Annotated in this window: 19 protein-coding genes; 12 read left to right on the forward strand and 7 right to left on the reverse strand. The window is 64.2% G+C overall.

Features of this window, described 5'->3' with window-relative positions; translation table 11 throughout:
* Nucleotides 1–112: 112 nt before the first annotated feature.
* The 6 genes from TSA1_RS11715 (at nt 113) to TSA1_RS11745 (ending at nt 4,591) form a co-directional block, all read left to right on the forward strand.
* Entirely contained in the window at nt 113–1,123 is a 1,011-nt protein-coding gene (locus tag TSA1_RS11715) for an alpha/beta hydrolase (protein WP_100176492.1), read from the forward strand.
* A 270-nt stretch (nt 1,124–1,393) separates the two neighbouring features.
* Nucleotides 1,394–1,948 (forward strand): hypothetical protein, encoded by a 555-nt coding sequence (locus TSA1_RS11725; RefSeq protein ID WP_100176494.1) that lies wholly within the window; start codon nt 1,394–1,396, stop codon nt 1,946–1,948.
* Nucleotides 1,948–2,247, forward strand: a complete 300-nt coding sequence (locus TSA1_RS11730) for a winged helix-turn-helix domain-containing protein (protein WP_100176495.1) — start codon at nt 1,948–1,950, stop codon at nt 2,245–2,247. Before TSA1_RS11725 ends, TSA1_RS11730 begins: the two co-directional genes overlap by 1 nt.
* A gap of 161 nt (nt 2,248–2,408) precedes the next feature.
* The gene (locus tag TSA1_RS11735; protein ID WP_100176496.1) at nt 2,409–3,200 is read left to right on the forward strand and encodes a hypothetical protein; all 792 of its coding nucleotides are present in this window, start codon (nt 2,409–2,411) and stop codon (nt 3,198–3,200) included.
* A 135-nt stretch (nt 3,201–3,335) separates the two neighbouring features.
* Nucleotides 3,336–3,737: a helix-turn-helix domain-containing protein gene (locus TSA1_RS11740; protein ID WP_100176497.1), complete on the forward strand. Its 402-nt coding sequence runs from the start codon at nt 3,336–3,338 to the stop codon at nt 3,735–3,737.
* The gene (locus tag TSA1_RS11745) at nt 3,734–4,591 is read left to right on the forward strand and encodes an IS3 family transposase (protein WP_100176498.1); all 858 of its coding nucleotides are present in this window, start codon (nt 3,734–3,736) and stop codon (nt 4,589–4,591) included. The genes TSA1_RS11740 and TSA1_RS11745 overlap by 4 nt, the downstream gene beginning before the upstream one ends.
* Nucleotides 4,592–5,585: 994 nt before the next feature.
* Here the strand turns inward: TSA1_RS11745 and TSA1_RS11755 are convergent.
* Nucleotides 5,586–6,356, reverse strand: a complete 771-nt coding sequence (locus TSA1_RS11755) for a hypothetical protein (RefSeq protein WP_100176500.1) — start codon at nt 6,354–6,356, stop codon at nt 5,586–5,588.
* Nucleotides 6,357–6,576: 220 nt separating this feature from the next.
* Between TSA1_RS11755 and purD the strand changes: the two genes are divergently transcribed.
* Both purD and TSA1_RS11765 read left to right on the forward strand, forming a co-directional pair.
* Nucleotides 6,577–7,860 carry a phosphoribosylamine--glycine ligase gene (purD, locus tag TSA1_RS11760; protein WP_100176501.1) on the forward strand — a complete coding sequence of 428 codons (1,284 nt, stop codon included), beginning with the start codon at nt 6,577–6,579 and terminating at the stop codon, nt 7,858–7,860.
* A 187-nt stretch (nt 7,861–8,047) separates the two neighbouring features.
* Nucleotides 8,048–8,950: an alpha/beta fold hydrolase gene (locus TSA1_RS11765; protein WP_100181087.1), complete on the forward strand. Its 903-nt coding sequence runs from the start codon at nt 8,048–8,050 to the stop codon at nt 8,948–8,950.
* A gap of 95 nt (nt 8,951–9,045) precedes the next feature.
* Here the strand turns inward: TSA1_RS11765 and TSA1_RS11770 are convergent, their stop codons facing one another.
* Complete coding sequence (locus TSA1_RS11770) at nt 9,046–9,504, reverse strand: nucleoside deaminase (protein ID WP_100176502.1); 459 nt, start codon at nt 9,502–9,504, stop codon at nt 9,046–9,048.
* 119 nt (nt 9,505–9,623) lie between these two features.
* Here TSA1_RS11770 and TSA1_RS11775 point away from each other — a divergent pair, with 119 nt between their 5' ends.
* Nucleotides 9,624–11,684, forward strand: a complete 2,061-nt coding sequence (locus TSA1_RS11775) for a pseudouridine synthase (protein WP_174718862.1) — start codon at nt 9,624–9,626, stop codon at nt 11,682–11,684.
* A 2-nt stretch (nt 11,685–11,686) separates the two neighbouring features.
* Entirely contained in the window at nt 11,687–12,241 is a 555-nt protein-coding gene (gene rsmD / locus TSA1_RS11780) for a 16S rRNA (guanine(966)-N(2))-methyltransferase RsmD (protein WP_100176504.1), read from the forward strand.
* A gap of 110 nt (nt 12,242–12,351) precedes the next feature.
* Here the strand turns inward: rsmD and mutL are convergent, their stop codons facing one another.
* Nucleotides 12,352–14,166: a DNA mismatch repair endonuclease MutL gene (gene mutL, locus TSA1_RS11785; protein WP_100176505.1), complete on the reverse strand. Its 1,815-nt coding sequence runs from the start codon at nt 14,164–14,166 to the stop codon at nt 12,352–12,354.
* 240 nt (nt 14,167–14,406) lie between these two features.
* Here mutL and TSA1_RS11790 point away from each other — a divergent pair, with 240 nt between their 5' ends.
* A complete protein-coding gene (locus tag TSA1_RS11790; RefSeq protein ID WP_100176506.1) occupies nt 14,407–14,715 on the forward strand; it encodes a ribbon-helix-helix domain-containing protein in 309 nt (102 codons plus the stop codon).
* 224 nt (nt 14,716–14,939) lie between these two features.
* Here the strand turns inward: TSA1_RS11790 and TSA1_RS11800 are convergent, their stop codons facing one another.
* From TSA1_RS11800 to TSA1_RS11815, 4 genes are read right to left on the reverse strand one after another with little or no spacing between them, the layout of a single operon-like run.
* Nucleotides 14,940–16,508: a GMC family oxidoreductase gene (locus TSA1_RS11800; protein WP_100176508.1), complete on the reverse strand. Its 1,569-nt coding sequence runs from the start codon at nt 16,506–16,508 to the stop codon at nt 14,940–14,942.
* A gap of 30 nt (nt 16,509–16,538) precedes the next feature.
* Nucleotides 16,539–17,087 (reverse strand): Twin-arginine translocation pathway signal, encoded by a 549-nt coding sequence (locus TSA1_RS11805; RefSeq protein WP_100176509.1) that lies wholly within the window; start codon nt 17,085–17,087, stop codon nt 16,539–16,541.
* A 30-nt stretch (nt 17,088–17,117) separates the two neighbouring features.
* Entirely contained in the window at nt 17,118–17,513 is a 396-nt protein-coding gene (locus tag TSA1_RS11810; RefSeq protein WP_100176510.1) for a VOC family protein, read from the reverse strand.
* On the reverse strand, nt 17,514–17,900 hold the full coding sequence (locus tag TSA1_RS11815; RefSeq protein ID WP_100176511.1) for a c-type cytochrome: 387 nt from the start codon (nt 17,898–17,900) through the stop codon (nt 17,514–17,516).
* A 303-nt stretch (nt 17,901–18,203) separates the two neighbouring features.
* Between TSA1_RS11815 and TSA1_RS11820 the strand changes: the two genes are divergently transcribed.
* Nucleotides 18,204–18,500: a hypothetical protein gene (locus TSA1_RS11820; RefSeq protein WP_100176512.1), complete on the forward strand. Its 297-nt coding sequence runs from the start codon at nt 18,204–18,206 to the stop codon at nt 18,498–18,500.
* Nucleotides 18,501–18,578 lie beyond the last annotated feature (78 nt).

The following is an 18,578-nucleotide window of genomic DNA, read 5'->3' on the forward strand; positions in this document are numbered from 1 at the left end:
GTCAGACCCGACGTTAAGGATTTTCGCCTGGCAGCGCCAATCCGGGGATTGATCTCAAGAGTACTCTGTAATATAGAGTTCTCTATTGATTGATGCCTTGAGGAGGCGAGCCATGGCGATCCGGTTGCTGCGAGGCGCTTTGAACGGCGTGAAATGGGCCCTGTGTGCGGTCGGCGCCGCGGCGCTGATCCTGACCATCATGATCGCAACCCCGCTGCAGCGGCCGCCCGAGATGCGCTCGGTGTCGGATTCCACCAAGGGGATCGACTGGTCGACGCTGCCGCCGCTCGAGCGCTTCCAGGCCCGCGATGGCACCTGGATCGGCTATCGCCATTACGCACCGATCGGCCCGGCGACGGGTGGCGGGGCGGTCTTCATCCACGGCTCCTCCGGCTCCAGCGGCACCGTCAACCATGCGCTGACCCATGCCATCGCCGCACGCGGGGTGGAGACCTGGGCGCTCGACATCCGCGGCCATGGCGGCTCCGGCACGCGCGGCGATATCGGCTATGTCGGCCAGCTCGAGGACGACCTCGTCGATTTCGTCGCCCATCTGCGTCAGACCGCGCCCGACCTGCCGCTCACCCTGATCGGCCATTCCGCCGGCGCCGGCTTCTCGCTGCGCGTTGCCGCAACGGCGATCATGCAGGACATGTTCGTGCGCACCGTGCTGCTCGCGCCCTATCTCGGCTGGGATGCACCGACCAACCGGCCGGGCAACGGCGGCTGGGTCAGTGTCGACCTCCCACGCTTCTTCGGCCTCACGGCGCTGCGCAGGTTCGGCATCGACTGCTGCGCGCAGCTTCCGGTGCTCGCCTTCGCGGTGCCGGCGAGCTCGGCGAAGTACCTCACCTCGACCTATTCCGATCGCCTGATGCGCAACTTTACCACGCACGGCTATCGGGTCGATCTGCCGGCAACGACGCGTCCGATCACGATCTTCGCAGGCGCAGACGACGAGATGATGATCTCGGACAAATACGCGGAAGCCGTGCAGGCGGTGAAGCCGTCGGTCGACGTCAAGATCATCGACGGCATCAACCACATGGGCATCGTCACCAATCCGAAGGCGATCTCCGTGATCGCCGAGGACGTCGCAACGCGCGGGGGCGGGCAGTCATGATGCGCCCCATTGACGGCAAGGCCATCGGAGATGAGCGCGGCTTCCCCACGGCCATCCTTCGAGACGCCCGCCTGCGGCGGGCCCTCAGGATGAGGGCGGAGTTTGCGGCGCTCGCTTTAACGGGGACCGGTGCAGCTGAGCCTCATCAAACGGCGAACCTGTCGCCGAGCCTCATCCTGAGGAGACCGCGAAGCGGTCGTCTCGAAGGACGAGGCGTGCGCTCGGGTATCGCCGCGAGTCCGCGATGGCTCCGAGACAGAAAGGGATGACATGATCGACAGCAAGGAGGCCTCCGCCGCGCTGGCCGATATCGACGACATCGTCCAGCGCCTGAAGCAATCGCAGCTCTACGAGCTGGCGAGCCTGGCTGCGGTGTGGTGGGGCGTGATCGTGTTCGCGGCCAATCTCGTGACCTGGCTCTGGCCGGTCTACGCGGGCTACGCCTGGGTTGCCGCGGATGTCTTGGGCGTCGGCGGTCTGGTCGCGATCCGCGTGCTGAATCCGCCGCAACACGCCAACGGTTCCGCGGCCAGCATCAGGATGCTCCTGGTGCTCGCGCTGTTCTTCGCCTTCGGCTATCTCTGCACTGACGTGATCGGCCATTTCGGCCCGCGCCAGCTGGGCACGTTCTGGCCGCTCTACTTCATGCTGTTCTATACGATGGCCGGCCTCTGGTTCGGTCATGCCTTCCTGGCGATCGGCCTCGGCATCGCCGCGCTGACGTTGTTCGGCTTCTTCTACATCGGCGAGGCGTTCCCGCTCTGGATGGCCTTCGTCAACGGCGGCGGCCTGATCCTCGGCGGCGTCTGGATGCGGCGGATCTGATGGCCGAGCTCGACGACATCATCCACCAGCCGCTGCGGCTCAAGATCATGGCGGCATTGAATGCGCTGCCTGCGACGGCCGGCCTGGAATTCGCGCGGCTGAAGAAGCTTACCGGGGCGACCGATGGCAATCTCGGCGCGCATATCGAGACCTTGGCCAAGGCTGGCTATGTGTCGGTGGAGAAGGCCTTCGTCGGCAAGAAGCCGCAGACGACGGTGACGGCGACCGCGGCGGGGCGCGGGGCGTTCGCGCGGCATGTCGCGACGTTGCAGGAGATTATCGCGGGGAAGCAGGGGTAGTTCTACGCCTCTGATTTTTACGCTCCCTCTTTCCTTGCGGAGAGAGGGCAGCAAGGACGGTAGACAAAGGCTGCGCCTCACGGCATTGCTCTCTTCAGGAGACTTCTTCTTAGCCACGCCCTATTATGCGCACAGATTGAATGCGTCAGGCAGGTTTAGAGATGACCGTGACATTCAAGGCCAGCCTCCAAGGCAATCCTTGGGACCTGTGGGGACTGTCAAAGATATTCGACGGCACGAATAGCGATGCCACCTGCATCCACGCAAAGGATCCGGCGATCGTTCGACTCGATATGCGGAAGCCCGAGGACCGAGAGCACTTCAACATGTTCGGCCATGAAGCCCATGTCGATCTCACCAGCAACCGCTTTACGTTGGAATACCCCTTTAATGGGCGCAGTATGTACGAGCTTGCCATGCCGGTAATTAACCGGATCAACGCGATAGGTCGCCTGCTCGACCCTGAGTTTACGCCGGTCACGTTGTTCAGCTGCGATTACCCTAGGGATAAGCCGAATTCGTTCAACCTGTACGGTCCGGGCAAACCGTACAAGAACAAGACCGGTCTAGGCGAACAGGGGCAATCGCCCTTCGCGCACGATGTCTTTGAATTGGGCTCGGAAAACTCAGTCATCGATTTCGTGATGGAGACATGGACCCTCCCCACGACGTGGGCCTCTTTGTACCTCATTTATGAAGCGATCAGAGATAACGTCGGCGGACAAGCCGAACTCGAGCAGTTCAATTTCGTTACGGGTCAGGAATTGAGAGATTTCAGGTTTGCCGCGAACACTTGCCGGGTGATCTCCGAAGGCATCAGGCATGCAAGCCGGCTTGACGAAGCTACCCTATCCCACATTCCGCTATCGGATGCATGCCAGATCATCAATAAACTGACGGTTGGCTGGCTTGATGCATGGCGGGCTGAAGTCTCAGCTCGTAGGATGGGTTGAGCCCTTGCGAAACCCATCGCCTTCCTCCCCCGGCTCTCGGTTATCGCGGCTGATGCTTCTTAAATTTAGTGCACTGGACTGCACCCCTGAAGTGAGACACGATAATTACAGTGACAGGCATTTCGAGGATGACCTGTGGCAGGACGAGGAAAGAAGCGTCAGTTTCCGACGGCTTACAAATTGAAGGCGATCAAGCGTGTTGAGCGAGGCGAAGGCGTCCTCCCTGTAGCCCGCGAGCTTGGAATCTCCCGCAAGATTCTCCATGACTGGATCAAGGCCTGGAACGCCGAAGGGCCGGATGGTTTGAACCGGAAGCCCGGACCCAAGCCTGGCCCCCGCAAGCTCAAGCCACTACCGACGTACGACGACAAGCGCTCCGCCCTCGCGCTCGCCAAAGCCCGCATCGCCGAACTCGAGCGGCTGGTGGGCCGCCAGCAGATGGATCTCGATTTTTTTCGGCAAGCCTTGCGCGCATTGGAGCGGCCGGCCGCGCAAGGCAAACCCGTACCCGCATCGTCGAAGTCGTCAAAGCCATGACGATGGAGACGACCGATTCCTATGCCGATGTCCAACGCCTGTGCCGCCTCGCGGGCTTGCCGCGCGCGACCTATTACCGGCACCTCGCCAGACACGATCCCAAGGCAGCAGATTGCGAACTGCGCGACGTGATCCAGCGCATCTGCCTCAAGCACGTGTTCTACGGCTATCGGCGGGTGACGGCGGCCCTCAGGCGTCAGGGCATGGTCGTGAATGCCAAGAAGGTTCAAAGACTTATGCGCGAAGACAATCTGCTCGCGCAGCGCAAGACACCATTCCTGAAGCCGCCCTCGGAGCGGCCATCGGGCTTTCTCGTCGTCCCCAATCTGGTTCGTGGCCTGGTGCCGTCTGCGCCCGACCAGATCTGGGTGGCGGACATCACCTACGTCCATCTCGCCAGGACCTTCGCCTATCTCGCCGTCATCCTCGACGCATTCTCGCGCAAGGCTGTGGGCTGGGCCTTCGACGACACGCTCGACACCTCGCTTGCGATCAGCGCCTTGGAGAAGGCCATTGCCGCGAGACGGCCAGCGCGTGGCAGCCTGATCCACCATTCCGATCGCGGCGTGCAATACGCATCGATCGCCTATCGCCAGCGGCTTGCCGATCGGGATATCACGTTGAGCATGAGCAGACCCGGCAACCCCTTCGACAACGCGAAGGCCGAGAGCTTCATGAAGACGCTCAAGGCCGAGGAGATCAACGGGAAGACCTTCGTCGATCTCGACGACGCCCGCCGCCGCATCAACAGCTTCATCGCGGAGGTCTACAACAAGGAGCGCCTGCACTCGGCGCTCGGATACCAATCGCCTCTTGAGTTCGAAACCGCGTTCGCGCAAAACAAAGCACGATAACGTACCGTGGCAACCGCACTGTCACTGTAATTATCGTGTCTCACTTCAGGGGTGCAGTCCAGCACTGTTACCGTAATGCCGATTATTGCGTCCTGTCCCGTTGTGTGAGGGGGGCCGCGAAGACGGTAGACGCAGCCTCACTGGGGTGAGGGCGGCACTATCTTCATACCGCCTATCGTACGCTATTCAGGGTGATGCGGAACCATAGCCGAGCGCTAGCGTTATCTGCCTGGCAGAGGTGGATAATGACTTTCATGTACCCTTGGGAGCGACCTGGCTTCAGCGCGGCTGTAGGCCCACGGCCTGATTCGGAGCCTGCCTCAAAAGGCGACATTGCAGTTGTTGCGAAAACGGTTGCTTTCCCATTGAAAGCAACTGGGGCTCCTGGCCTAGATATCGCAGCCAAGCTTGCAGAAAGGTCGGTCGCCTCCGCGCTCACGGGAGCGCCAGTCTGGCTAATCGATACGCTGGGCATAGTGGCCTTCGGCTTGATCGTGCAAGCGGCCATCTGGGGCGTCTATTTCGGATTTGTCGGCTCTTGGTGGAAGCTTGCTTCAAGCTTGATCGCTCACTACCTCTGACGCGCTCTCGGCTTGCTTCCATTCCCACGTCGCCGCGTGCTTCGCGAGTTCGATCTGTGTTTCCGTGTTGCCGTATAGCTGCTGCATGGCAACGTGTGCCTCGTCCGCGTTACGTTTGATGTACTCCAGTTGTATCGAGAGGTATTGCGGGAATTACGGTGACGGTGCAGTCCAGCACACTAAACTCCCAAGAGGGCAGACGAATTGAATGCACTGTCGCCGTAACTGCCTCCGCTCCGCCAGATGGACGGTGAAGAAGAAACACCGACCCGGAACGAAGTTGTGGCGGTACGCGGTCATGACGCTATCTTATCACGAACCAAGTGCGATGGGTTTCGCAAAGGCTCAACCCATCCTACGGGCTTAGTGCACTGTCATTGTAGCTCATATCGCTAACGCGATCCTCGCTGACGTCACTTATCAAGCTTCTGGGCGAGTGCGCCGGCTTGCCGTTCAAGCTCTGCCGCCTCGGTCTTGCCGTCGCAGTACCGCACCAACGTTTCAGCAAGCTCGGCAAGCCGACCCGGCTTGGAATCGCGGGGCGGCGACCAGCTTTGGCCTGCGAGGAAACGGGGCGGCGAAATATGGCTTGGGGGCGAGGCAGCCCAAAAGTGGTATGTGACGCCGTCGCGGCCGATGGTGTTATCAGCAGGCAAGTACCGCGTTTCAAGCAAAACGCCGATCCAAGCGGCTGAGACTTGCTCGGCCACCGCCGCGTCGAGCGGTCTTTCGCAGCGAGTTAACGGAACGTCCTTTGGATCGGCCGGAAGGCGTGATTTCAGTCTCTCAACCTCATCCGTTCGGTCTTTTGGATCGTTGAAGTAGACCGCGTCGGAAGACCAAATATACAGTGCTGCGTAGCCCCCAAGCGGGATGGTCGGGCGCAGATAGAATACGCGATGATCGTCGCCTCCCTCGATGTTGGCATGACGCAGCCCGACCAGATTTTCGGGTGAAAATGCCGGGATAACCAAGGCTCTCAGGCTGACATCGCGGGCGTAACCGTCAGCGAGGAAGTCGGTAATGAGCTCGTTGTACCTTCTGATGCTCATCGAAAAGACATTCGATGAGCCGTCGGTCAAAAGGGAGTCCTCCGGCATCAAGTGGTCGGGCCGCTGTTGTTGCGCATAGGCAGGGTTCACACCAAACTCTGCGAAGAGAAGGAGAAGTATGAGTCGTTGCATAAGTCGGCTTCCCAACGGGGATTGGTCGCGTCAGAGAGAAGGTGCCGCTCTGGTTCGGCAGAGCAGAGGCGACACCAAAGAGGGCTCGTGTGGCGAGCATGTGACCCGTCTGCGCGCTCTTGTACCCGCGTAGATGCGCCCGGAATGAAGTTACCCCCTTGAGCCCCACCCCGATTCATGCGACCTCCGCCCCAGCAAAACCCCTCAATTCGAGCCCTCGATGCACATTCTCCTGCTTGGTTCCGGCGGCCGTGAACATGCCCTGGCATGGAAAATCGCAGCCTCGCCCCTGGTGACCAAATTCTGGTGCGCGCCCGGGAATGCCGGGATCGCCAGGGAGGCCGAGTGCGTGGCGCTCGATGTCGCCGACCATGCGGCCGTGATCGCCTTCTGCAAGCAGAACAAGGTCGAGCTGGTGGTGGTCGGGCCGGAGACGCCGCTGGCCGCCGGCATTGTCGATGATCTCACCGCCGCCGGCATCAAGGCGTTCGGGCCGAACAAGATCCCGGCCCAGCTCGAAAGCTCCAAGGGGTTCACCAAGGCGCTGTGCACCGAGTTCGGCATTCCGACCGGGGCCTACAAGCGCTTCACCAACGCCAATGACGCGCGCGCCTATGTGCAGAGCCAGGGCGCGCCGATCGTGGTGAAGGCCGACGGGCTTGCCGCCGGCAAGGGCGTCGTCGTCGCCAAGACTGTGCGCGAGGCGGAGGATGCCATCGCCATGATGTTCGAGGGCGCCTTCGGCGAGGCCGGCGCTGAGGTCGTGATCGAGGAATTCTTGCCCGGCCGCGAGATCAGCTTCTTCGCGCTGTGCGACGGCGAGACCGCGATTCCGCTGGCCTCCGCGCAGGACCACAAGCGGGTGTTCGACCACGACGTCGGCCCGAACACCGGCGGCATGGGCGCCTATTCGCCGACGCCGCTGGTGACGCCTGCCGTCCACGACGCGATCATGGCCAAGATCATCCTGCCGACGGTCGCGGGCATGAAGCAGCGCGGCACGCCGTTCCGCGGCATCCTCTATGCCGGCATCATGCTGACGACGCAGGGGCCAAAACTGTTCGAGTTCAACGTCCGCTTCGGCGACCCCGAATGCCAGGTGCTGATGCTGCGCATGATGAGCGACATCGTGCCGGCGCTGCTCGCCGCCTGCGACGGCCAGCTGAAGAATTTCGATCTGCGCTGGCACAAGGAAGCCGCGATCACCGTGGTGATGGCGGCCAAGGGCTATCCCGGCGACTACCAGAAAGGGACGCGCATCGAGGGGCTCGATGACGCGGCGAAGGTGGATACCGTCGAGATCTTCCACGCCGGCACGGTGGCCAAGGACGGCGCGATCCTCGCCAATGGCGGCCGCGTGCTCAATGTCTGCGCGCTCGGGGCGACCGTGACGGAAGCGCAGGCCCGCGCCTACCAGGCCGTCGACCGCATTCGCTGGCCCGAGGGCTTCTGCCGCCGCGACATCGGCTGGCAGGCGGTCGAGGCCGAGAAGGCCAGGGGCTGACGGGGGCTCGTCCGGAGCCGGCTCGGGCGCGGTCATCGTCACCGGTTCGCCACATGTGCTCGCCAGAATGTGGTGTAAGTCGTTGGGCTTAGTGACCCCGATGATGATACCGGTACTGTGCATGGGGTTGTTTTCGCAAAATTAGATGTCGGGGACCGGCCCGACTGCCCTTCAAGGATGCAACAAGATGTCCGATCTCGCCGACCTCTATCCGGGCTTTCGCTCCGAATGGATCGATACCTCGTTCGGCCGCGTCTTCGCCCGCGTCGGCGGCAGCGGACCGCCGCTCCTGCTCCTGCACGGCTTCTCCGAGACCAACGTGATGTGGCACCGCGTGGCGCCGCAGCTGGCCGACAAGTTCACGCTGATCATCGCCGACCTGCCGGGCTATGGCTGGTCCGACATGCCCGAGAGCGACGCGCTGCACATCCCCTACAGCAAGCGCGCGATGGCGAAGGCCATGGTCGAGATGATGGAGCGGCTCGGTCACGTGCACTTCGCGCTGGCCGGCCATGACCGCGGCGGCCGCGTCTCGTATCGGCTGGCGCTGGACCATCCGGGCCGGCTGTCGAAGCTCGCGGTGCTCGATATCCTGCCGACCTATAATTACTGGGAGCGGATGAACCGCGCCTACAGCTTGAAGATCTGGCACTGGACCTTCCTGGCCCAGCCCGCGCCGCTGCCGGAGACGCTGATCGCAGGGCAAGGCGAGTTCTTCCTGCGCTTCAAGATGGCGAGCCAGACCAAATCGAAGACGCTGGACGCCATCGATCCGCGCGCGCTCGAGCACTACCTCGCCCCGTTCCGCGATCCCGCCCGCATCCACGCGATGTGCGAGGATTACCGCGCCGGCGCCACTTTCGACTACGACGTCGACAAGGCCGATTTCGAAGCCGGCAAGAAGATCACCGTGCCGATGCTGGCGCTGTGGGGCAATGCCGGCATCGCCCAGGCCGCGGCGACGCCGCTCGACACCTGGAAGCAATGGGCGACCAACGTCGAGGGCATGCCGGTGGAGTCCGGCCACTTCCTCACCGAGGAGAATCCGGAGGTCACCGCGAAGGCGTTGCGCGAGTTCTTCGCAGGGTGAGACTCTTGTAGCCCGGATGAAGCGAAGCGTAATCCGGGTTTTGCCAACGCCGCGACACCGCCCCGGATTGCGCTTCGCTCCATCCGGGCTACGAGCTACCGCCGCTCCCGAAAGAACTCCTTCAGCAGCCGCGCCGCCTCGCTCTCGCCGACGCCGGAATACACGTCCGGCGCGTGGTGGCAGGTCGGCGAGGCAAAGAAGCGCACGCCTGATTCCACCGCGCCGCCCTTGGGGTCGGCGGCGCCGTAATAGAGCCGCCTCACCCTTGCAAAGGAGATCGCGCCCGCACACATGGTGCAGGGCTCCAGCGTCACGTAGAGGTCGCAGTCGATCAGGCGCTCGCTGCCGATCTTGCTGGCCGCCTCGCGCAGCGCCACGATTTCGGCATGGCCGGTGGGGTCGTGGTCGGTCAGCGTCCGGTTGGCGGCGGTGGCGATGACCTCGTAATTGCGGACGATGACGCATCCGATCGGCACTTCGCCCGATTTTCCGGCGTTTTCGGCCGTTTTGAGCGCCAAATCCATGAAAGAGGGGGCTTTCAAGCCTCGTATCATCCGAAGAAACCTGCTAGTAGCTGCGCCTTCAGCAGAAGTGCTTACCGATCTTGCCTGAGCATGCGGCTCCGAATGAGCGCGCACAATGCTTTTTGGCCATCCCCTGAGTGAGATTATCCATGCCTCGCGACAGCGACAAAGACAACGATTCCCGCGGCCGGCGAGGCCCGGCCCGAGGACCGTCAAAAGGCGGCCGCAGCGGCAAGGCGCGCGGCCCCGAGAAGAAATTCGCCAAGCGCGGCTTCGAGGGCAAGAGCGAGGCGAGAGGCGATCGCGATAGCCGTCCACCTCGCGCCGACCGCGAGAACCGCCCGTTCCGCCGCCGCGAAGAGGGCGATGCCCCGCGGCGCGATTTCAGTGATCGTCCGCGCTTCAAGCGCGACGAGCGTGGTGGCGAAGGTCGCGGCGAGCGCAGCTTCAAGCCGCGTGGCGACCGTCCGTTCTCCGATCGCTCCTCGCGCGACGGCGAGAAGCGGCCGTTCAAGCCGCGTGGCGATCGCCCGTCCTCCAGCCGTGACGACCGTCCGCCGCGTAGGGATCGCGATGACTCGCGGCCGGCCAGCCGGTCCGGCGGTGAGAGGAAGTTCGGCGAGAAGCGGCCCTATGCGCCGCGCGGCGACCGTCCGGAGCGCAAGTTCGACGGCGAGCGCAAGTTTTCGCGTGGCGGACCGGATCGGGATCGCGGGCCGCGCGAGGATCGTGGCGAGCGCAGCTTCAAGCCGCGTGGCGACCGCCCGAATTTCGATCGCGGTGATCGTGCGCCGCGCGGCGAGCGCCCGGAGCGCAAGTTCGACGGTGAGCGGAAATTTTCGCGTGGTGCACCGGATCGCGACCGTGGGGATCGCGGCCCGCGCAAGGATTTTGGCGGCCGCGACCGCGGCGCAGACAAGCCGTGGCAGAAGCGCGAAGGCGGCGGCGAGGATCGTCCGCGCTTCTCGCGCGCGCGCGATGATCGGCCGTCGGGTGATCGTCCGTTCCGTGACCGCCCGAAATTCGAACGCCCGCGCGAGCGCTCCGAGGGGCGTTCCGACTGGCACGAGCATCCGCGCAGCGAGGGCCGTAGCGGCGATCGTCCGCGCCGCGACAACGAGGATCAGAGCAGGATTTTCGAGAAGCGCCCCGCCTTCGGCGGACGTGGCGCCTATCGCGAGCGCGAGCGTGATTTCGACCGCCGTCCGCGCCGGGAGGAAGAGCCGCCGAAGCCGAAGAAGGCCGGCGAGCGTATCGCCAAGGTGCTGGCGCGGGCGGGCCTTGCCTCGCGCCGCGACGCCGAGGAGATGGTCACGCAGGGCCGCGTCACCGTCAACGGCCGTGTCATCAATTCGCCGGCGCTCGACATCACCAAGAACGACGTCGTCCTGGTCGACGGCAAGCCGTTGCCCGAGCGCGAGCGCACGCGGCTGTTCCTCTATCACAAGCCGCGCGGGCTGATGACGACGCATGACGACCCCGAGGGTCGTCCGACCGTGTTCGACAATCTGCCCGAAGGGCTGCCGCGCCTGATCAGCGTCGGCCGGCTCGACTTCAACACCGAGGGCCTGTTGCTGCTCACCAATGATGGCGGGCTGGCGCGCACGCTCGAGCTGCCCGACACCGGCTGGCTGCGCCGCTACCGCGTCCGCGCCCATGGCGACGTCACGCAGGCGCAGCTCGACGAGCTCAAGGGTGGCATCGAGATCGAGGGCGTCAAATACGGTCCGATCGACGCGACGCTGGAGCGCGATCAGGGTGCCAATGTCTGGCTGGTGTTCGCGATCCGCGAAGGCAAGAACCGCGAGGTGCGCAACGTCTGCGCCCATCTCGGCCTCGAGGTGAACCGGCTGATCCGCGTCTCCTATGGCCCGTTCCAGCTCGGTGAGGTCCCCGAAGGCCAGGTCGAGGAAATCCGTTCGCGCGTGCTGCGCGATCAGCTCGGCGAGAAGATCATCGAGAAGTCGGGGGCGCAGTTCGACGTGCCCGCGAAGTCGGCCGCGCGCGTCGACGACGCGCCGAGCGAGAAAAAGCCCGTCAGCAAGCGCGCCGTGATCAACGACCGCAAGGGCCGCCGCGTGCTGGTGCAGCGCACCGGCAGCGAGGAGGCGCGCGAACGCAACGAGGAAGAGGCGAGCGGCTACGGCCCGCCGCGCCGTCCCAAGCGCGGCTATCACGGCAAGCGCGACCTGACGCCGAAGGAGGACTAGGGTTGCGCGTCGTCGGCGGTCGCTTGAAGGGGCGCAATCTTGCCTCACCGTCCTCGCGTGACATCCGCCCTACGGCGGACCGCTTGCGCGAGTCCGTGTTCAACATCCTCGTGCACGCCTATGACGATCCGATTCTGGACGCGCGCGTGCTCGATCTCTTCGCCGGCACCGGCGCGCTCGGCATCGAGGCATCGTCACGCGGCGCGAAGTTCACGCTGTTCGTGGACAACGGCGCGGAAGCGCGCGCGCTGCTGCGCAACAATGTCGAGTCGCTCGGCCTCGGCGGCGTCACGAAAGTCTATCGCCGCGATGCGACCGATCTCGGGCCCGCGCATCCCGTCGAGCCGTTCTCGCTCGTGTTCCTCGATCCGCCCTACGGCAAGGGCTTTGCGGAGAAGGCGCTGGCGTCCTTGCGCGATGGCGGCTGGCTGACATCAGGCGCGTTGCTGGTGGTGGAAGAGGCGAAGGCCGCGCAGTTCGTGACGCCTGAGGGCTTTGAGGAGCTGGAGCGGCGGGCGTATGACGACACGGAGTTCGTGTTTCTGAGGAAGCCGTAGCTTCGTATCGATGCGTAGGGTGGGTTAGCCGAAGGCGTAACCCACCGCTGTCTTTTTCCGCGGAAACAAAAGAGGTGGGTTACGCTTCGCTAACCCACCCTACGAATTCGCTACCGCCGCCCGAACAGCTTCTCCACATCCGACAGCTTCAGCTCGACATAGGTCGGCCGGCCGTGATTGCACTGGCCGGAATTCGGCGTCTCCTCCATCTCGCGGAGCAGGGCGTTCATCTCTTCAGGGCGCAGCCTGCGGCCGGCGCGCACCGAGCCGTGGCAGGCCATGGTCGCCGCGACGTGCATCAGGCGGCGCTCGAGCGGCAGCGCCTCGTCCCACTCGGCCATGTGCTCGGAGAGATCGCGCAAGAGGCCGCCGGCATTGGTCTTGCCGAGCAGCGACGGCGTCTCGCGCACCGCGACCGCGCCGGGGCCGAAGGATTCGATGACGAGGCCGAACGAAGCCAGCTCCTCGCTGCGCTCCAGCAGGCGTTCCACCGTCGCCTCGTCCATCTCGACGATTTCGGGGATCAACAGGATCTGCCGCTGCACGCCGTTTTCGGCCAGCGAGGCCTTCAGCCGCTCGTAGACGATGCGCTCATGCGCGGCGTGCTGATCGACGATGATGAGGCCGTCGCGGGTCTGCGAGACGATATAGGTCTCGTGGATCTGCGTGCGCGCCGCGCCGAGCGGGCGATCGACGAGATCACTCGCGGGCTGCGTCTCGATCCGCACGTCCGCGCTGGGCGCACCGACATCGAATGCGGCCTGCGCGCGCTCGGCGAATACAGGTGCGGCTGCGCCTTCGAATGACGGCATCGGCGCAGCGGGGGCGGCTGGCGAGGCGCGCCAGTCCCAGCTCGCCGGGCGTTGCGGCGTGAACGCGGGCCGGAACGCGGACAATGCGCTCTCGCCGCTGTTGGCGGCGGTGCGGCGGCCCTCGCGTGCGAGGGCTTCCTTCAATCCGTGCACGATCAGCGCGCGGACGAGACCGGCATTGCGGAAGCGCACCTCGGTCTTGGCCGGGTGCACGTTGGCGTCGACCTCGCGCGGATCGAGCGCGACGAACAGCGCCAGCACCGGATGGCGGTCGCGCGGCAGATAGTCGGAATAGGCCGCGCGCACCGCGCCAAGGATCAGCTTGTCGCGCACCGGGCGGCCGTTGACGAAGAGATATTGCCCGAGCGCGTTGGCCTTGGTCAGCGCGGGCGCGGCAGCGTAGCCGGCGACGACGACGCCCTCGCGCTCGGCATGGACCTCGATGGCGTGGCTGCGGAATTCCGCGCCGAGGATGTCGCCGAGCCGGGTCAGCCGTCCGGCGGCGCCGGGCAGCGCCGCGGCCCAGGTCACCGGCGCGCGCTCCTCGCCGGCCAGTGTGAAGGCGATGTCGGGCCGCGCCATGGCGAGACGCCGGACCACCTCGCGGATGGCTTCCGCCTCGGTGCGGTCGGTCTTGAGGAACTTCAGCCGCGCCGGCGTTGCGTAGAAGAGGTCGTTGACCTCGACGCGGGTGCCATGCGCCAGCGCCGCCGGCATGATCTCGGATTTCTCGCCGCCCTCGACGCTGAGCGCCCAGGCGTGCGGCTCGCCGGCATGGCGGGTGGTGATGGAGAGGCGTGCCACCGAGCCGATCGAGGGCAGTGCCTCGCCGCGGAACCCGAGGGTGCGGATCTGGAGCAGATCCTCGTCGTCGAGCTTGGAGGTGGCATGGCGCTCCACCGCGAGCGCGAGGTCCTTCGCGGTCATGCCGCTGCCGTCGTCGGTGATGCCGATGCGCCGCCGCCCGCCGCCATCGGTGAAGACGTCGATTCGGCTCGCGCCGGCATCGATGGCGTTCTCGACCAGCTCCTTGACCACGCTCGCCGGGCGTTCGACCACCTCGCCGGCGGCGATGCGGTTGACGACCTGTTCTGGGAGCTGGCGGACGGGCATGAGGCGTTCGATCTGGATTCGCGGACAGCGCTATTCTAGGCCGTGTTGCGTCAAAAGCATGTGTTGGGCAACAGCCGTCTGGCCGCCTGGGGAAGAGGGCTACCTATCACATTGAAGACATTGGGCGTTCGAGAAAATCGCGCAGCCGGGATGGAGCGAGGTTCGGATACCGTCCTGATTGTGAGGTGCCTGGCCGCGGTGTAGCATCGTGAAAAAACGGCAACAGGACGGGAGGACGCCATGTGCCATCTCTTCGCGCACCAGCCCCAACGCGATTACGAATCCCAGACCCGCTCCTTGCGGATCGACGGCCATTGCACCTCGATCCGGCTCGAAATGGCGTTCTGGGACACGCTGGAGGAAATTGCCGCCAAGGAAAGCATGAGCCTCGGCAAGTTCCTGACCACGCTCTACAACGAGGTGCTCGACCACCACGGCGAGGTCAACAATTTCGCCTCGCTGCTGCGGTGCTCGTGCCTGATCTATCGCTCGAAGACGATGGCGTCGGTGCAGGAGTTCAAGGCGCCCATCCTCGATGCGGCTGAGTAGTCGTCCCGACAAAGTTGCGTAGCCCGGATGGAGCGCAGCGAAATCCGGGATTCGTGCCGCAAGCAACAGCGGCCCCGGATTGCGCTGCGCTCCATCCGGGCTACGAGACTCCCTCCGCCGTCATTGCGAGGAGCTCTTGCGACGAAGCAATCCAGAGTTTTTCCGCGAAGGGATTCTGGACTGCTTCGCTTCGCTCGCAATGACGGGGAGAGAACGGCGCGCAGTCAAATCTCCCTCTTCTGCATCGCCCCCGCAATGTAGTCCGCCTGCCGGATCGCCAGCGCGACGATGGTCAGGGTCGGGTTGCAGGCAGCGCCGCTGGTGAACTGGCTGCCGTCGGAGACGAACAGGTTCTTGACGTCGTGGCTCTGCCCGAACTTGTTGACGACGCCATCCCGCGGCTTCTCGCTCATCCTGTTGGTGCCGAGATTGTGCGTGCTCGGATAGGGCGGGGTCGGATAGGTCACGGTGGCGCCGACGGCGTCGTAGACCGCCGCGCCCTGCTTGTAGGCGTGGGCGCGCATCGCAAGGTCGTTGGGATGATCGTCGAAATGCACGCTCGCGACCGGCTGACCGTGCTTGTCCTTCACGACGGGATCCAGCGTGATGCGGTTGGTCTCCTGCGGCATGTCCTCGCCGACCAGCCACATGCCGGCCATCCGGGGATAGCCGTCGAGCGCTGACGTGAACGAGCGGCCCCAAGCGCCGGGATCGAGGAATGCCGCCATGAAGGGCAGGCCGATCGACAGCGTCTCCATCTCGTAGCCGCCGACGAAGCCGCGCTTCGGATTGTTGGCGGCCTCGTCACGGATGATGCCGGCCATGGTGGTGCCGCGATACATGTGCACCGATTTCTCGAACACCGCGTAGACGCTGCCGGTCATGTGCCGCATGTAGTTGCGGCCGACCTGTCCCGATGAATTGCCGAGGCCGTCGGGGAACATGGTCGAGGCGCTGTTGAGCAGCAGCCGCGGGCTCTCGATCGAGTTGCCGGCGACCGCGACGATGCGCGCCTTCTGGCGCTGCATGGCGCCGGTCCCGTCGGCATAGACGACGCCGGTGACCTTGCCGCCGGCATCATGCTCGATCTTGACCGCCATGCTGTCCGGCCGCACTTCGAGATTGCCGGTCGCCTCGCCTTTGGGGATCTCGGTGTAGAGCGTCGACCATTTCGCGCCGGATTTGCAGCCCTGGAAGCAGAATCCGATCTGCTGGCAGGAGCCGCGCCCGTCGCGCGGCTGGCTGTTGATTGCCATGTTGCCGGTGTGCACCGTCTTGTAGCCGAGCTTCTTTGCGCCGGCCTCCAGCACCTTGAAATTGTTGTTGCCGGGAAGTCCGGGAATGCCGTTGGTGCGGGTCACGCCCATCTTGTCCTCGGCCTTGGCGTACCACGGCTCCATCTCGGCAAGCGTCACCGGCCAGTCCAGGAGGTTGGCGCCGGGAATGTTGCCGTAGGTGCTCTTGACCTTGAACTCGTGCTCGTCGAAGCGCAGCGAGGCGCCGGCCCAATGCGTTGTCGAGCCGCCGACCGCCTTGACGATCCAGGCAGGCAGTCCCGAGAAATCCTTGGCGACGCGCCAAGTCCCCGATGTGGTGCGGGCATCGGTCCAGGCGAGCTGCGAAAAGCTCTCCCACTCGTCGTTGACGAAGTCGTGGTTCTCGATGCGGGGACCTGCTTCGAGGATGACCACCTTGACGCCCTTCTGCGCGAGCTCGTTGCCCAGCGTGCCGCCGCCGGCACCGGAGCCGACGATCACCACAACGCTGGAATCGTTCAGATCGAATTTTGCCATATGCGTTCTCCTGAACCGTTGGGGTGAATCTCAAGCCTTCGGCAGCCAGTCGATATCGGCGAAGCCGCGGTTGATGTAGCCGCCGTGCTCGGCCGAGGAGCCCTCGTAGCCGAACCGCGGCCAGACCTCTTTCTGGTTGTAGAGCGAGACGATGAGGTCGCCGCGCACCTTCTGGAAGAAGTCGTTTTGCTCGATCTCCTTCAGCAGCACGACGCGGTCGGCTTCCCAGGGCACTTCGGCGTATGCCACCTTGTGGCGGTCCCGCGCGTTCTGATCGAGCCGCGTGATGCCGTCGCTGATCAGCGATTTGACCGCGGGGTCTTTGGCCGCCTTGCCGTCCCACGGCTTGATCGCGGTGATGTAATAGCTGTCGCCGAGCACGTCGTGCGGATAGATGTCGCGCGCGACCTTCAGCAGCGTCTTCATCGTTGCGGGCGAGAGCGCGGTGGCGTCATCGGCCCAGGCATCCTCGATGCTCACAGTGACGCTGGTCGCGACAGCCACAACCGGCACGGCGGTGGCCGCGCCCTTGAGAAAGACGCGGCGGCTGTGCTTGCTTCGACGATCGACTTCTCTCATGGCATTCCTCCGTGGATTTTTTGATTTGGTCTAGTTGAAACGTCCGCCCCGCTGGATCACCTCGATCTTGTAGCCGTCGGGATCGCTGACGAAGAAGAAGCGCGCCAGCGTTCGGCCCTCGTGCTTGAAGTCGCGCAAGGGCCCCGGTGCGAGCTTCTCGCGCTCGAAGCGGCCGTGCTCGGCATCGAGATCCTCGACCACCACGGCGAGATGGCCATAGCCGTCGCCGAGCGCATACGGCTCCTTGCGGTCGAAATTCACGGTGAGCTCGACCTCGAAAGGTGAGGAGGGGTGACGCAGATAGATCAGGGCGAAGTCCGCGAATTTCAGATGGTCGGCGACTTCGAGGCCGAAGGCACGCTTGTAGAAATCGAGCGAGCGTGCCTCGTCGAGCACGCGGATCATGGAATGAACGGGCTTTGCCATTCAATTCAGCTCCTTGAGGTAGGTGATGATGGCGGCGCGCGTCTCGGGCTTGGCCTGCCGGTAGGCCATGACCACGCCGGGAATGACGGCTTGCGGATTGGTCAGCCAGGCGTCGAGCCGAGCTTCGTCCCAGGCGAACTCGGCCCTCGCCAGGCTGTCCGAGTAACGAAAGCCGTCTATCTTGCCAGCGGGCCGGCCCACGACCTTGACCAGCGGCGGCCCCTGCCGCATCGGCTCCGACAGGCTTGTGGTGTGGCAAACCGCGCATTGCTGTTTGAAGAGTGTCGCACCATCCGGCGGCTTTGCTGCCGGCAAAGCCATTTGCGCGTCGGCAACCCGCGCCATCAGCACCGTCGCGGTGCACAATCCCAGCACGATCACCCGCATCGTTAACAGCCGCCCATCCACATCAACGCGCGCAAACTCTAGGCGGCGTCAGATGGGCGGTGGTAGTAGCGGGCTGTTTCGCTGCGTGCAGAGATGTTCACGGCGCGTGTTGTTCCGCACCGCCTTATATGCGGAGCACAATTCCGCGAAATCGCCGTCAAATCCCTAAACGATCACCACACGATGCGCATTGCATGGCGTTCGCGCCGCTCGAATTTTCGACGCGATGCAAATGGTCCGGTGCAGACGAGCGGCGTAGCGTGCCGCCGAGCCATTCGTCGCGAAACAATCCAGGAGAAATGGATGAAGTTGGTGAAGACCTCGATGATCGCATGCGCCGTGTCGGCTCTCATCGCGACACCCGTCCTCGCACAAAGCGCGCCTCCCACCGCGAAATCAGGCGGCACCGTGCAGAGCAAACCCATGCAAGGCAGCAGCGGCGATGAGGAGATGAATGCTCAGTCGGGCGCAGCAGGCGATAAGACGGGCATGAAGTCGACCAAAGGCACCAAGGGCACGGTCGGCACCACGGGCAGCGCTGCGCACAAGGGAACGACTGACGATACCGCGACGGGTGGTGCCACGGGCAAGCGCTACTAGTGTCCCGAATCTGAAGTTCGACGGACTCCAAATCGACTCGAACCTAGCGGAATCTCTCGATTTTGGGGAGGATCGGTT

The organism is Bradyrhizobium nitroreducens, assembly GCF_002776695.1.
Taxonomy (GTDB): domain Bacteria; phylum Pseudomonadota; class Alphaproteobacteria; order Rhizobiales; family Xanthobacteraceae; genus Bradyrhizobium; species Bradyrhizobium nitroreducens.

Excerpts from the sequence above, each read along its gene's own strand:
- TSA1_RS11820 (WP_100176512.1), top strand. The coding sequence starts at position 18,204 with ATGAAGTTGGTGAAGACCTCGATGATCGCATGCGCCGTGTCGGCTCTC.
- TSA1_RS11735 (WP_100176496.1), top strand. The coding sequence starts at position 2,409 with ATGACCGTGACATTCAAGGCCAGCCTCCAAGGCAATCCTTGGGACCTG.
- TSA1_RS11800 (WP_100176508.1), bottom strand. The coding sequence starts at position 16,508 with ATGGCAAAATTCGATCTGAACGATTCCAGCGTTGTGGTGATCGTCGGC.
- TSA1_RS11755 (WP_100176500.1), bottom strand. The coding sequence starts at position 6,356 with ATGCAACGACTCATACTTCTCCTTCTCTTCGCAGAGTTTGGTGTGAAC.
- TSA1_RS11715 (WP_100176492.1), top strand. The coding sequence starts at position 113 with ATGGCGATCCGGTTGCTGCGAGGCGCTTTGAACGGCGTGAAATGGGCC.
- TSA1_RS11815 (WP_100176511.1), bottom strand. The coding sequence starts at position 17,900 with ATGCGGGTGATCGTGCTGGGATTGTGCACCGCGACGGTGCTGATGGCG.
- TSA1_RS11810 (WP_100176510.1), bottom strand. The coding sequence starts at position 17,513 with ATGGCAAAGCCCGTTCATTCCATGATCCGCGTGCTCGACGAGGCACGC.
- TSA1_RS11775 (WP_174718862.1), top strand. The coding sequence starts at position 9,624 with ATGCCTCGCGACAGCGACAAAGACAACGATTCCCGCGGCCGGCGAGGC.
- TSA1_RS11765 (WP_100181087.1), top strand. The coding sequence starts at position 8,048 with ATGTCCGATCTCGCCGACCTCTATCCGGGCTTTCGCTCCGAATGGATC.
- mutL (WP_100176505.1), bottom strand. The coding sequence starts at position 14,166 with ATGCCCGTCCGCCAGCTCCCAGAACAGGTCGTCAACCGCATCGCCGCC.
- TSA1_RS11790 (WP_100176506.1), top strand. The coding sequence starts at position 14,407 with ATGTGCCATCTCTTCGCGCACCAGCCCCAACGCGATTACGAATCCCAG.
- TSA1_RS11745 (WP_100176498.1), top strand. The coding sequence starts at position 3,734 with ATGACGATGGAGACGACCGATTCCTATGCCGATGTCCAACGCCTGTGC.
- TSA1_RS11770 (WP_100176502.1), bottom strand. The coding sequence starts at position 9,504 with ATGATACGAGGCTTGAAAGCCCCCTCTTTCATGGATTTGGCGCTCAAA.
- TSA1_RS11725 (WP_100176494.1), top strand. The coding sequence starts at position 1,394 with ATGATCGACAGCAAGGAGGCCTCCGCCGCGCTGGCCGATATCGACGAC.
- TSA1_RS11730 (WP_100176495.1), top strand. The coding sequence starts at position 1,948 with ATGGCCGAGCTCGACGACATCATCCACCAGCCGCTGCGGCTCAAGATC.
- TSA1_RS11805 (WP_100176509.1), bottom strand. The coding sequence starts at position 17,087 with ATGAGAGAAGTCGATCGTCGAAGCAAGCACAGCCGCCGCGTCTTTCTC.
- purD (WP_100176501.1), top strand. The coding sequence starts at position 6,577 with ATGCACATTCTCCTGCTTGGTTCCGGCGGCCGTGAACATGCCCTGGCA.